We start from the raw sequence: 12926 nt of genomic DNA, 5'->3' as shown, positions 1-12926 counted from the left end.
TGGTGGGTCTGTGGGGCCGGTGCGACCGGCAGCGGGTCAGCCCTTGACCGACCCGATGAGCACGCCCTTGTTGAAGTAGCGCGCGACGAACGGGTAGATGACGAGGACCGGGACGCTCGTGATGACGATGAGCGAGTACTTCAGCAGGTTGACCAGCTCCTGGTTCTGCGCCTGCGCGGCCAGGTCGTTCGTGCCGCCGTTGGTGGCGTTGAGCACGAGGATGTTGCGGAGCACGAGCTGGAGCGGGAACAGGTCGGAGCTCTTCAGATAGAGCAGGGCGTCGAAGAAGCCGTTCCACTGGCCGATCGCGTACATGAGCGCGATGACGGCGATCAGCGGCTTCGACAGCGGGAGCACGACGCTCCAGAGGAAGCGCAGATCACTGGAGCCGTCGAGCGACGCCGCCTCCACCAGCTCCTCCGGGATCGCCGACTTGAAGAAGGTGCGGGCGATGATGACCTGCCAGACCGCGATGGCCTGGGGCAGCAGCAGCGCCCACCGGGTGTCCAGCATCCCGAGGTTCTGGACGACCATGTACGTGGGGATCAGTCCACCGCTGAACAGCATCGTGAACAGCAGCAGGCCCATGATCACGTTTCGTCCCATGAAGGTGCGGCGCGAGAGCGGCCAGGCGAGGCAGACCGTCAGCGTGGTGCTGATGAGTGTGCCCGCGACCATGTAGAACAGCGAGTTGGCGTAACCCAGGAGCACCTGCGGGTCGGCCAGCACCGTCTGGTACCCCTTGAGCGTGAAGTCGACGGGCCAGAGCAGGACGCGCCCGGCCGTGACGGCCTGGGGCGAGGAGAAGGAGCTGGCCAGGATGAACAGCAGCGGCAGGAGGACGACGAGGACGGCCAGCGTCAGTCCGAGGTAGATGACGACCAGGAGCGCGCGGTCCGATGCGGACTCCCGGATGCGACGCGTCTTCTTGGATGCAGCGGCGGGGCGGGTGCGGCGGCGCACTCTCGAGCTCTCGATGGTTACCACAGTCCACTCCCACTGATACGTTTTGCCACCCAGTTCACGACGAGCAGCAGCACAAGGTTGATCACAGAGTTGAAGAGGCCGACGGCGGTCGCCGTGCCGAAGTCGGCGTTGAGGATGCCCAGCTTGTAGACGTAGGTCGCGATGATCTCGGACTGACCGAGGTTCAGCGGGTTCTGCAGCAGGAAGACCTTCTCGAACCCGATCGACATGATGTTGCCGACGCTGAGGATCAGGACGATCATCGCCGTCGGCATGATGCCGGGGATGTCGACGTGCCAGATCTTGCGGAGCCGGGACGCGCCGTCCACTCGCGCCGCCTCGTACAGCGCCGGGTCGATCCCGGAGAGAGCCGCCATGTAGATCACCGCGGAGTATCCGGCGGTCTGCCAGACGTCCGACCAGACGTAGATGTGCCGGAAGTAGTTCGGGTCGCCCAGGAAGTCGGGCGACTGGACCCCGAAGAAGCCGAACACCTGGCTCAGGACGCCGAGCCGCGGGGCCATGATCAGGATCAGCATCGACACCACGACGACGGTCGAGATGAAGAACGGGGCATAGGTGACCATCTGGACGGTCTTCTGGAACCACCGGTGCCGGACCTCGTTGAGCGCGAGAGCCAGGATCAGCGGAATGGGGAAGCTCGCCAGGATCGCGTAGCCGGACAGCAGCAGGGTGTTCTGGACCAGCGTCGGGAACACCGGGTTCTGGAGCATCGTGGCGAAGTTGGTCCAGCCGGCCCAGGGACTGCCCCAGACGCCGAGCACCGGGCTGTAGTCCTTGAACGCGATGATCGCGTTGGAGATCGGGACGTACTTGAAGATCACGAAGTACGCGAGCGGGAGGATCGTGAGCAGGTAGAGCTGCCAGTGGCGGCGGAGGGCGACCCGCCAGCGCTGCCCGAGGGTCAGCCGGTTGCGCGGCACCCGTCGCGGAGTCGCCGCGTCGGCGACTCGGGCGGCCGGCGGCGCCGGGGCCACGGGCGGCGCGCTCGTCATGAGGCCGCATCCTTCGTCATCGAAGACTCCCAACAAGAGATGATCTGGTTCCTCGCCTCGGTCGGAACAGCGGTCCCGAGGGGGTGGTCTATAGCAAAACCTATTTCTTTGCCGCTGTCAATAATCTCTGCCACTTGTGTCGCTCTCGTCGCGCGCCAACCGCCATAGTCCCTTGAAAAGACGGCAGAAAGCACTGGTAGGAGTTACAACACAGCGGAAACAAGATATCCAAATCAGCGCACGGAAGAGCCCGGATGTGTACTAGCCTTGTCGCACGCCGAACAGCACTGTCGGCACGTACGGGGGTGCGGGGCCCGGTTGACGACCCGCCACACAGATCAGGTGCACGATGAGCTTGAGCATGTCCGAACACACAGCACGCCGACCTGTGCTGGGCACGGCGGCGTCCGCCGAGATCTTCACGCGCATCATCACGCACGGCCCCGTCAGCAGACTCGACATCGGACGCCTCACCGGCCTGTCGCAGGCGAAGGTCACCAAGACCGTCAGCCCGCTCATCGCGGACGGGTTCGTCACCGTCGGCGAGCACGCCGAGCACGCGTTCCCCGGGCGGCCCGTCCGCCCGCTGAGCGTGGTCCCCCGCTCCATGATCGCCGTCGGGGTGAAGGTGAACGCCGACGAGATCTTCGCCGTCACGGTCAGCCTGGGCAACGAGGTGATCGCCTCCACCCGCCGTCGCCTCACGAGCCACGCCCCCGACGCGACGATCACCGCCATCGCGAAGTCGGTGGAGACCTTGATCGACCAGCTCGGCGACGACGCCCGCTTCCTCACCGGAGTGGGAGTCTCGGTCTCCGGCGACATCGACAACACCGACGGAGTCGTCCGCGACTCCCCCCTGCTCGGCTGGACGCACGTCCCGCTCGGCAGCCTGCTCTCCGCCCGGCTCGGCCTCCCCGTCATCGTCGAGAACGACGTGCGCGCCCTCGCCAAGGCGGAACAGTGGTTCGGCGTGGGAACGGACGCCGACTCGTTCGCCATCATCACGATCGGCGCAGGAATTGGATGCGGAATCTACGTGAACGACGACGTCGTGGTCGGCGCCCACGGCGTCGCCGGCGAGATCGGCCACCTCCCCCTGGGCCCGAAGGACGCGGTCTGCGTCTGCGGCCGCCGCGGCTGCGTGGAGGCCGTCGCCTCCTCCCACGCCATCCGCGACGCGGTCCGGCAGGGCCACGACGACCCGACCCTCACCCTGGCCGACGCGATCCGCCTCGCCCACGAAGGCGACCGCGTCGCGGTCGACGCCTTCGAGCGGGCGGGCACGGCCATCGGCGCCGCCGTCGCCACCACGGTGAACCTCTTCGGCCCGGAGGTCGTCGTGATCGCCGGAGAAGGGGTCATGGACTACGACCTCTACGAGCGCCGCTTCCGCGAAGAGTTCCTGGCACACGTCTTCGGGACCGCGGCGAACTGCCGCCTGATCGTGCGGCGGCACACGTTCGTGGACTGGGCGCGCGGGGCGGCGGTCGCGGCATTGCGGGAGGCGATCAGCGTGGCGCCCGGCGGGGTTGGCGACTGAGCGGTCGGATCACCCCCTTCCGAAGGCGACTCCCGGAGGCGTTGAATGTCGCCTGTGTTCGATTGGGTTCTCGTCGCCGACCTCGGCACCGCTGTGGGAACCACCGTGCTGGCGGTCGCGACCTTCGCCTCGACGCGCTCCGCCAACCGGTCCGCCCGCGTCGCCGAACGGGCGCTCCTGGAGGGGATCCGCCCCATCCTGCTTCCCTCCAACTGGTCCGACCCACCCCAGAAGGTGCGGTTCGCGGACGGCAGGTGGCTGACAGTGCAGGGCGGCCGGGCGGCCCTCGAGATCACCGATGAGGCCGTCTACCTCGTGATGTCCGTGCGCAACGCCGGGGCCGGCGTCGCGATCCTGCACGGCTGGTGCCTGACCGCGGATGCGCGGGCGCCCGTCCCCTCCGTCGACGACTTCCACCGGCTCACCCGCGACATCTACGTGCCGACGAACGACCCCGGTTTCTGCCAGGTGGCCATCCGCGAACCCGAGTCGTCCGACTTCGAGGTTGCCCGCTCCGGGGCTTCGGGCGAGGGGTTCTGCGTCGACGTGCTCTACGGCGATGCCGAGGGCTCGCAACGCGTGGTGTCGCGGTTCTTCATCTCGCACGGGCCTCCGGGGCATGGTGAGCGGGACGAGGAGTGGGTCATCGTCGTGTCGCGGCACTGGAACCTCGACCTGCCGGATCCGCGCTAGGCGATGTGGTCGACGCGGGCCGCGGTCGGCGCCGCCGGTCGCCTAGCCGACGGGGAGCGACTCCATCCGAACGGGCCTTTCCTCATCCGCAGTGGACATCGCCTTCGCCAGCTCCCATGCGACCACGCCGGCCGGTGCGTGGATGCGCCACGGCGGCGGTGTCGTCGGGTACACGCGGCTGGTGATCGAGCGCCCGGCGCTCGTGAAGACCTCGACGACGGAGCCGTCGAGGAAGATCCGCGCGGCCCAGTCGGCCCGGTCGCTGAACGCCTGTACGCTCGTCGCCGGCTCGGTGTCGATGCCGCTGTCCTGGCCGGCCGCGGTGCGGTCGAGCGTGAGCGTGCCCGCTTCGAGGTCCAGGATCACGTCGAGCCACGCGCCGTCACCGTACTGCACGCGGACGGTTCCGGAGACGGCGGGGACGACGATCTCGGCCTGGGCGCCGATCCTCGCGCCGTCCGCCGCACGCGCGGGCCCCACGCGCAGCGCGTCGACGGCCGGGTGCGGCTCGCTGCACAGCCGGTCGCCGTCCAGCCACGTCCGCCGAGGGAGGGAGATCGCGCCGGCCCAGCCCGCGGCCTGCCACTGCGCTGCCTCTCTGCCCTCGGTGATCCAGCCGAACAGCACCTGCCCGTACGATCCTTCGCGCATCACGGACGCCGCGTAGAAGTTGTGACCGTCGTCCACTCGACGCGGAGCCGGGGCTTCATCGACGGGAAAGGCGAGCACAGCCCCCGGACCGCCCGCGTGCGACCAGGACGAGACGAGCGCCACTTCGCGGCCGTCGACCGCGATCAGCTGCGGGCACTCCCACCCCTCGCCGGTGTCGACACCGTCGAACACGGTCCTCGGAAGCCGCGCCAGCTCCCCCTCGAACTCCCACGACAGCCCGTCCGCGGAGCCGTACTGACGCATGCTCGCCGTGCTGTCGGGGCCGGCAGCGCCGACCACCATGCCCCACCTCGAACCGTCCCGCCAGACGAACGGATCGCGGAACATCGTCACGCCCTCCTCGGGCGCCGGGTCGTCGACCACCTGCGACGGCCGGCTGAAGTTCGTGCCGTCCTCGTCGGACACGGCGGTCAGGATCGACTGGTAGGGGCTGTCGTCCACCTTTCCGGAGTAGAAAGCACGCACGCGGTCTCCGTCGACCACCGTGTTCCCCGACCAGCATCCGCCCGAGTCGACGCCGCCCGGGACCGGGCTCATGGCCGGCCGCTGCAGCGTCCAGTGCACGAGGTCCTCGCTCGTCGCGTGCCCCCACTCCACCGGCACCGCCAGCTCGGCGTGCGAACGCGACTGGAAGTACAGGTGCGTCGTCCCGCCGAACTCCACGGGGCCGTTGGGGTCGTTGAGGTACCCGCGCGGAAGGCGCACGTGGAACTGGGGAAGGTGGTGGTCCTGCATGGAGTTCACATCTCTCTAGTGGACGGCCGCCTCGACGGGGCCGGTGCGGGGCTCAGCGGAAGGAGCCGGCTGTGACGCCCTCGATGAAGTAGCGCTGAGCGAAGATGAAGAGGAGGACGCTGGGGATCATCGCGAGGATCACGCCGGCCAGGACCACCGAGATCGACCCTGTGCCCAGGTTGCCCTGCAGTCCGACGAGTCCCAGCGGCAGCGTGAAGTTGCTCTGCGACTGGATGAAGATCAGCGGCCGGTAGAACTCGGCCCAGAATCCCGAGAAGTTGAGGATCGCCAGCGTCGCGATCGCCGGGGTCGCCATCCGCGCGTAGACGTGCCGGAACACACCCCAGTGCGACGCGCCGTCGATGCGGGCCGCCTCGCCGAGCTCCCTCGGCATCTGCATGAAGTACTGCCGCATCAGGAAGGTTCCGAACGCGCTCCCCAGTGCCGGGATGATGAGCGAGGCGAGCGAGTCGCTGATGCCCATCGTCTTCACGATGACGAAGACCGGGATGATGATCGTCTGCAGCGGCACCATCATGGTGGCCAGGAAGATGCCGAAGATCGTGTTCTTGCCCGGGAACGACACCATCGCGAACGCGTAGCCGGAGAGGGTGCAGGTGATCGTCTGGCCCACCACGATGAGCACCGTCACGGCGACGCTGTTCAGGAAGAACTGCCCGATCGGGATCTGGTTGAACACCGCGGCGTAGTTGCTGAAGTCGGGGCTGGTCGGGATCCACTGCGGCGGGTTGGTGAACGCCTCCGCCGGCGTGCGCAGCGAGGTGGTCAGCGTCCAGAGCAGCGGGCCGAGCGCGAACACCGCGGAGAGGATGAGCAGCACCATGCCGACGATGCTGCCGACCTTCACGATCGGCCGGCGGCGACGGCCGAGCACGACCGTCGGGCTCGGAGCGACATCTGTGGTCATTGGTAGAACACCAGCTTTCGTGCGGCGAGGAATTGGATGCCGGTCAGCGCCAGGATGATCACCAGCAGCAGGATCGCGATCGCCGAGGCGTAGCCGAACTGCAGGTTCTGGAACCCGGTCTGGTACATCGCGATCGTCGCGGTGGTCGTCGCCGTGCCCGGGCCGCCCTTGGTCATGATGAACGGCTGGTCGAACAGCTGCATCGCGTTGATCATCGCCACGACCGTGGCGAACAGGATGGTCGGGCTGATCAGCGGGATCTTGATCCGCAGCAGCGTGCGCCACGCTCCGGCCCCGTCGATCGCCGCGGCCTCCTGGACCTCCTGCGGCACCGACGTCAACGCGGCGACGAACAGCACGAAGGTGAAGCCGACCTGCTGCCAGACGACGATCAGGATGATCGTGATCTGCGCCGCCACCGGGTTGGTCAGCCACGGCACCGCGGGCAGCCCGAGCTGCGTCAGGTAGTAGTTGATCAGCCCGAACTTCGCGTCGAACAGGTAGCCCATGAAGATCGACACGGCTGCGGTGGAGGCCAGCAGCGGCAGGTAGAACGCCGTCCGGAAGAAGACCTTGGTGGACTTCCGCCTGCGGCTGTTGACCAGGACCGCGAGCAGCAGACCGAGAGTGATCTGGAGCACGACGATTCCGATGGCCAGCAGGATCGTCACGCCGAACGACGCGAGGGTCGAGCCGTCGCTGAACAGCCGGGTGAAGTTGGCGACGCCGACGAACTTGGGAGGCGAGATGACGTCCCACGAGAAGAACGAGAGCCCGAGGGAGGCGAGGATCGGGATGAACGTGAACACGGCGACGAACGCCACCGCGAGTCCGATCATCGAATAGCCGAACGCGCCCTCCCGCCGGGCCGCCCGTCGCACACCGGGGCGACGGACGGCACGGCGAGGAGAGGTCGCCCCATTCACGCGCGGGCGCTCCTGGGTCTGGACAGCCATCAGGACGCCTGCGCTGCCTTCTCGAAGTCGGACTGCATGCCGTCGAGGGCCGCCTTGGCGTTGCCCGACGAGATCGCCTGCGTGGTCCGCTGGTTGAGCGAGGTGGCCAGCGCGTTGTAGTACGGCGGCGCGGAGATCGGCACCGAGCCCTCGAGCTGGTCGTAGAAGACCGACCAGTTCTCCGGTCCGGTCGTCTTGTACCGGTCGGCCGTCAGCAGCTGCTTGCGGCCGGGGGTCGTGACATTGCCGGGGAACATGATGTCGAAGGTGGAGGGCTCCACCATCATCTTCACGACCTCCCACGCCAGGTCCTTGTTCTTCGACGAGTTGAAGATGCCGTAGCCGCCCGCTCCGAAGAGCGACTTGTTGCTCTTCCAGGTCGGGAAGCGCTGCACGTCGAAGCTGCCGTCCGCCATGCCCGCGTTGTGCAGGCCGCCGGCCCAGAACCCGCCACCGATCGTCATCCCGATGCGGCCGGTGGAGAACAGGCCCTGCAGGGTCGCGCCGCCTCCGACGTCGGGCGAGGGCGACAGGCCGGACCGCTGGAGGTCGACCACGTACTCGAGCGCCTCGACGGCGGCCTCCGAGTTGGCCGTGGGCGTGCCCCACTTCCAGCCGCCCTTGCGGCCGTGCACGCCGACCGGGTTGTTCTTGAAGGCGGAGTTCCACAGCCAGTCGCCGCCGGAGTACTTGCCCTCTTCGAGCAGGTTGCCGTTGTTGGCGTACAGGAAGGACGTCCAGCTTCCCCAGAGCCGCACCACCCAGTCGAAGGCGTTGACGTCGCCGCCGAGCCCCTTGAGCTTCGTCGCATAGGTGTGGAACTCGTCCATCGTCCAGTTGTCGGCCGGACGGGAGAGCCCGGCCTTCTGGAAGAGGTCGGTGCTGTAGAACATGCTGCCGGCGTTGAAGCTGTCGGGGAGCTCGTACAGGTGCCCCTGGTACATCATCGACTCCACGAGCGCGGGGTGGATCTGGTCGAAGTAGCTCTGCAGCGAGGACATGTCCTTGGTCACGTAGCTGTCCAGAGGGATCAGCAGATCCTTGGAGGCCATGAGCTGGAGGCCCTCGGTCGCGACGCTCACCAGGTCGGGCGCCGCGCCGGCGGCGATCTGGGTGAGCACCTTCGCGAGGAAGTCGTTCCAGTCGGTGCCGTTGATGGCGGTGACTTCGAGCTTGGCGTTCTTGTCGAGCTTCTTGATCTGCGGCTGCAGGGTGTTCTGCAGCGCTGTGGCCGCCTTCTGGTCGCCGAAGTACAGCATCTTGATGGTGCCCGATGCGTTGGTGCCACCGCCTCCGCCTGTGGAGCAGGCGGCCAAGGAGGCCAGACCGGTCAGCGCGAGGCCCGCGCCGCCGAGTTTGATCACAGTGCGACGGTCTATGGCCGTTCCAAAGGTGCTGGTCATCCGTCCGCTCCTCTCTGAGCGTCTAGGCCGCAGCGGGTGCCGCGACCGGACTAATACGTATTGGGGTTCCGAGCATAACCCTATCCCGCGCCAGATTGCAAATACGTATTGGCTGTGTGGCATGATCGGTTGCGGGAGGAACGATCAGATGGCTGCGAACAACAATGGCCCGGCGAAGCGGGTGACCATGAAGGATGTCGCTCGGCGGGCGGGGGTGTCCCAACCGACGGTGTCCTTCGTGCTCAACGACCGGCGCGACATCTCGGTCGCCCCGGAGACCAGGGAGCGGATCCTGAAGGCGGCGAAGGAGCTCCGGTTCCAGCCCAACCGGGCGGCCCAGTCCCTGCGCTCCAACCGCCCCTTCACCATCGGCGTGATCGCGCACCGCGTCGTCTCGCAGCCCTACGCCGGCCAGATCGTGCTCGGCGTGCAGCAGGCCGTGCAGCCCGCGGGCTACGTCTCGTTCGTCGTCGAGATCTCCGAGGCGCCGGACAGCGGCAAGGCGGCCGTGGAGAACCTCGTGCGGCAGGGCGTCGCCGGGCTGGTGTACGCGGCACCCGGCCCCGAGCCCATCTCCGCCCTCGACATCGGCGAGGACATCCGGACGGTCTTCGTCAACTGCTGGGCGGACAACGTGGAGGACGCGCCCCTCGTGCTGGCCGACGAGTACCAGGGCGGGCGGGATGTCGCGGCCGCCGTGTTCGCCGCCGGGCATCGACGGGTCGCGTTCCTCGGCGGCCCGTCCGACGACTACGCGTGCAAGGAGCGCGAGCGCGGCCTCGTCGACGCCGCCGTGGAGGCCGGAATCGACCCCGCGTCCGTCGCCCGGGCCTACGGCACCTACCACGTGTCCTCGGGCTACGAGCTGGCGTCCCGCATCCTGGCCGACGAGCCTCCGACAGCCCTCGTCTGCGGCAACGACCGGATGGCGGTCGGCGCGTTGCTCGCCTCCCACGAGGCCGGGCTGGAGTGTCCCAGGGACATCTCCATCGTGGGCTTCGACGACCAGCCGGAGCTCGCCGCGGAGCTGCACCCTCCGCTCGCCACCGTCGCGCTCCCCCACCTCCAGATGGGCATCACCGCCGGCAAGCTGCTGATCGAGGAGGAGGAGCCGCCGCGGCGCACCCTCGTCCCCTGTCACTACATCGATCGAGCCTCGCTCGGAGCGCCGCGCCCGGACTCCGCGCGATGAGCTCCGCCCACTTCCGGCCCGACGGCGGGTACGTCGGCGATGTCATCCCGTTCGAACACGACGGCACGGTCTGGCTGTATTACCTGCTGGACACCCGCGACCCACGCCGCCCGCTGGACCGCGACGAGGGGATGCCGTGGGCGGCGGTGACCACCACCGACTTCGCACGGTTCACCGACCGCGGTGTCGTGCTGCCCTCCGGCGGCGCCCAGGCCGAGGACTTCGACTGCTACACCGGGAGCGTCGTGACGGACGACGACGGCGTGCACCACCTCTTCTACACCGGGCACAATCCCCGCATCCGCACAGAGGACGGGGATGCGCAGGTCGTCTGCCACGCGACATCCTCGGCGGGGCTCGACTCCTGGACGCGTCATCCCGAGTGGACCTTCGGCGCCCTCGAGGGCTATTCGCCGGAGGACTGGCGGGACCCGTTCGTGTTCCGCACGGCTCCCGGCGAGGAGTGGCAGCTGCTGCTGGCCACCCGGCGGACCGGAACGCCCTATCGCCGCTCCGGCGTCGTCGCACGACTCGTCTCGGACGACCTCGTGCGCTGGCGCGACGCGGAGCCCTTCTGGGATCCGCGCCGGTTCATCACCCAGGAGTGCCCCGACGTCTTCCCGTGGGGCGACCACTGGTATCTCGTCTATTCGGAGTTCTCCGACTCCTTCCAGACCCGCTACAGGATCGCCGACTCCCCCGACGGCCCCTGGCGCGCGCCGGAGTACGACACCGTCGACGGCCGCGCCTTCTACGCGTCGAAGACCGTCGAGCACGCCGGGGAGCGCCACTTCATCGGGTGGATCGCCACCAAGGCGGGCGAGACCGACAGCGGCGACTGGCAGTGGGCCGGCACGATGTCGTCGCTCCGCGCCGAGCAGGCCCCGGACGGCTCACTGCGGTTCGGCCTGCCACGGGCCGTCACAGCGCTCTATGGCACGGCCCGCGACCTCCTGCCGGAGCTCGCCCCCGTGCAGGGCGCGGATGCCGTCGTCGGCCACGGCGCGCAGGACCGGCATTCGACCTGGCTCGCCGGCGAGCTTCCGAGCGAAGCCCTCATCGTCGCCGAGTTCGACATCGCGCCCTCCACCCACGCGTGCGGGCTCCTCCTCCGCAGCTCCGACGACGCCGAGCAGGCGTACTCGATCCGCCTGGAGCCGTACCGCGACCGGCTGGTGTTCGACCGCTGGCCGCGGGGCGCGACCGGCGGCGAGCAGTGGCAGATCAGGGGAGACGTGCCGCACGAGCTCGAGTCGGAGCGCCCCGTGCCGCTGCCGCCGGGCCGGCACACCGTCGAGGTCCACCTCGACGGTGACATCTGCGTGGTCGTCGTGGACGATCGGGTCGCGCTCAGCACGCGCGTCTACGACCTGACCTCCGGCCGGGTCGGCGTCTTCGCGACGGACGGCGCGTTCGACCTGCTGCGCCTGGAGGCCAGGGTCCGGGGCTGAGGCCCATCCGGCTTGACATCGCCCGGCCAGGTGCCTACTCTGCCAATACGAATTACTAATACGAATTGGCTCGTATTGGTCTGTCAAAGGAGATGACTCATGTTGGCTAATCTCGGTGGCTGGCACCTGCTGGTGATCCTCGCGGTGGTGCTGCTGTTGTTCGGCGCCACGCGCCTGCCCGCCCTGTCGAAGGGCCTCGGCCAGTCGATCCGGATCTTCCGCAAGGAGGTCCACGACCTCTCGGACGGCGAGACGGCGAGCGCGGCGGAGAAGTCAGCCGCGACCTCCGGGTCCGACGGGGTCTCCGCTCGGCCGTGAGCGTACTGTCATGAGCTTCGAGAAACTGCTCGTGATCGGCGTGATCGCCGCCTTCCTGATCGGGCCGACCCGGCTCCCGGCGTACGCCGCCAGACTCGGTCAGCTCGTCCGCTCCGTGCGCGGACTCGCCGAGGACGTGGAGCGCCAGGTGCGCGAGGAGGTCGGCGAGTCGGTCGACCTCGACTGGCGCAGGTTCGACCCGCGGCAGTACGACCCGCGACGGATCATCCGCGAGGCGCTCCTCGCTGAGCCCGAACCGGATCGGCACGCCCTCGAGCGATCAGGGTCGGACGCGCCATGACCCGCGGGAACCGCACCGCCCGCATGTCGCTGTCGTCGCATGTGGCGGAACTGCGTCGCCGCGCGGTGCGCGCCGCCGCCGCCATCGTCGCCGGGACGGTCGGCGGGTGGTTTCTCGGCCCGCTGCTGCTCGCGGCTCTGCGGGCGCCGATCACGGAGGCGGCGGCGTCCCAGCACCGCCTCGCGGCGCTCAACTTCGACACCATCACCGGGGCGTTCGACCTGCGGATGCAGGCGGCCTTCGCGATCGGCATCGTGGCGTCCAGCCCGATCTGGCTCTATCAGGTCTGGGCCTTCCTCGTCCCCGCCTTGAACCGGCGGGAGCTGAAGTACGGGTTCGGCTTCTTCTTCACGGCCGTTCCGCTCTTCCTCGGCGGATGCGTCGCCGGCTGGCTGATCGTGCCGCACATCGTCCTCCTGCTCACGGGATTCGCGGCGGACGGCTCGTCGTCGTTCATCCAGGCCAACGACTACTTCCAGTTCGTGCTGAAGCTCGTCGTCGCAGCCGGTTTCGCCTTCGTCTCTCCGGTCTTCCTCGTGCTGCTCAACTTCCTCGGCATGCTGTCGGCGCAGTCGATCCTCCGCAGCTGGCGGATCGCGTTCCTCGTCATCCTCGGCTTCACCGCGATCGTGACGCCGTCGGCCGATGTGATCTCGATGCTGCTGCTCGCAGGCCCGCTGATCGCGCTGTACTACCTCGCGTGGTCGGTTGCGTTGCTGCACGACCGCAGGCTGGCCGCGCGGGTGCTCTAG

Annotated in this window: 13 protein-coding genes; 7 read left to right on the top strand and 6 right to left on the bottom strand. The window is 68.4% G+C overall.

Going from position 1 to position 12926, the window contains the following annotated elements; all coding sequences use genetic code 11:
* Positions 1-36: 36 nt before the first annotated feature.
* Both ABH923_RS12760 and ABH923_RS12755 read right to left on the bottom strand, forming a co-directional pair.
* Positions 37-987 carry a carbohydrate ABC transporter permease gene (locus ABH923_RS12760; RefSeq protein WP_370055745.1) on the bottom strand — a complete coding sequence of 317 codons (951 nt, stop codon included), beginning with the start codon at positions 985-987 and terminating at the stop codon, positions 37-39.
* On the bottom strand, positions 981-1982 hold the full coding sequence (locus ABH923_RS12755) for an ABC transporter permease (protein ID WP_370055743.1): 1002 nt from the start codon (positions 1980-1982) through the stop codon (positions 981-983). Before ABH923_RS12755 ends, ABH923_RS12760 begins: the two co-directional genes overlap by 7 nt.
* A gap of 361 nt (positions 1983-2343) precedes the next feature.
* Here ABH923_RS12755 and ABH923_RS12750 point away from each other — a divergent pair, with 361 nt between their 5' ends.
* Both ABH923_RS12750 and ABH923_RS12745 read left to right on the top strand, forming a co-directional pair.
* Entirely contained in the window at positions 2344-3525 is a 1182-nt protein-coding gene (locus ABH923_RS12750) for an ROK family protein (protein WP_370055742.1), read from the top strand.
* A 54-nt stretch (positions 3526-3579) separates the two neighbouring features.
* The gene (locus ABH923_RS12745; RefSeq protein WP_370055741.1) at positions 3580-4218 is read left to right on the top strand and encodes a hypothetical protein; all 639 of its coding nucleotides are present in this window, start codon (positions 3580-3582) and stop codon (positions 4216-4218) included.
* 42 nt (positions 4219-4260) lie between these two features.
* Here the strand turns inward: ABH923_RS12745 and ABH923_RS12740 are convergent, their stop codons facing one another.
* Genes ABH923_RS12740 through ABH923_RS12725 form a run of 4 tightly spaced genes read right to left on the bottom strand, consistent with a single transcriptional unit; the run spans position 4261 to position 8912 of the window.
* The gene (locus ABH923_RS12740; protein ID WP_370057359.1) at positions 4261-5625 is read right to left on the bottom strand and encodes a glycoside hydrolase family 32 protein; all 1365 of its coding nucleotides are present in this window, start codon (positions 5623-5625) and stop codon (positions 4261-4263) included.
* A 52-nt stretch (positions 5626-5677) separates the two neighbouring features.
* On the bottom strand, positions 5678-6553 hold the full coding sequence (locus ABH923_RS12735) for a carbohydrate ABC transporter permease (protein ID WP_370055740.1): 876 nt from the start codon (positions 6551-6553) through the stop codon (positions 5678-5680).
* Positions 6550-7509 carry a carbohydrate ABC transporter permease gene (locus tag ABH923_RS12730; RefSeq protein WP_370055739.1) on the bottom strand — a complete coding sequence of 320 codons (960 nt, stop codon included), beginning with the start codon at positions 7507-7509 and terminating at the stop codon, positions 6550-6552. The genes ABH923_RS12735 and ABH923_RS12730 overlap by 4 nt, the downstream gene beginning before the upstream one ends.
* Positions 7509-8912 (bottom strand): sugar ABC transporter substrate-binding protein, encoded by a 1404-nt coding sequence (locus ABH923_RS12725; RefSeq protein WP_370055738.1) that lies wholly within the window; start codon positions 8910-8912, stop codon positions 7509-7511. The genes ABH923_RS12730 and ABH923_RS12725 overlap by 1 nt, the downstream gene beginning before the upstream one ends.
* 148 nt (positions 8913-9060) lie before the next feature.
* On the opposite strand from ABH923_RS12725, the gene ABH923_RS12720 reads away from it, so the two are divergent.
* From ABH923_RS12720 to tatC, 5 genes are all read left to right on the top strand, one after another.
* On the top strand, positions 9061-10104 hold the full coding sequence (locus tag ABH923_RS12720; protein WP_370055737.1) for a LacI family DNA-binding transcriptional regulator: 1044 nt from the start codon (positions 9061-9063) through the stop codon (positions 10102-10104).
* Positions 10101-11555, top strand: a complete 1455-nt coding sequence (locus ABH923_RS12715; protein WP_370055736.1) for a GH32 C-terminal domain-containing protein — start codon at positions 10101-10103, stop codon at positions 11553-11555. Before ABH923_RS12720 ends, ABH923_RS12715 begins: the two co-directional genes overlap by 4 nt.
* Before the next feature lie 99 nt (positions 11556-11654).
* Positions 11655-11873, top strand: a complete 219-nt coding sequence (tatA, locus tag ABH923_RS12710) for a twin-arginine translocase TatA/TatE family subunit (RefSeq protein ID WP_370055735.1) — start codon at positions 11655-11657, stop codon at positions 11871-11873.
* 10 nt (positions 11874-11883) lie between these two features.
* Complete coding sequence (locus tag ABH923_RS12705; RefSeq protein WP_370055734.1) at positions 11884-12174, top strand: twin-arginine translocase TatA/TatE family subunit; 291 nt, start codon at positions 11884-11886, stop codon at positions 12172-12174.
* Positions 12171-12926 carry a twin-arginine translocase subunit TatC gene (gene tatC / locus ABH923_RS12700; protein WP_370055733.1) on the top strand — a complete coding sequence of 252 codons (756 nt, stop codon included), beginning with the start codon at positions 12171-12173 and terminating at the stop codon, positions 12924-12926. The genes ABH923_RS12705 and tatC overlap by 4 nt, the downstream gene beginning before the upstream one ends.

Origin of the sequence: Leifsonia sp. EB41, assembly GCF_041262565.1 — a bacterium.
Classification (GTDB): domain Bacteria; phylum Actinomycetota; class Actinomycetes; order Actinomycetales; family Microbacteriaceae; genus Leifsonia.
This window is presented reverse-complemented; position numbering and strand designations above follow the sequence as displayed.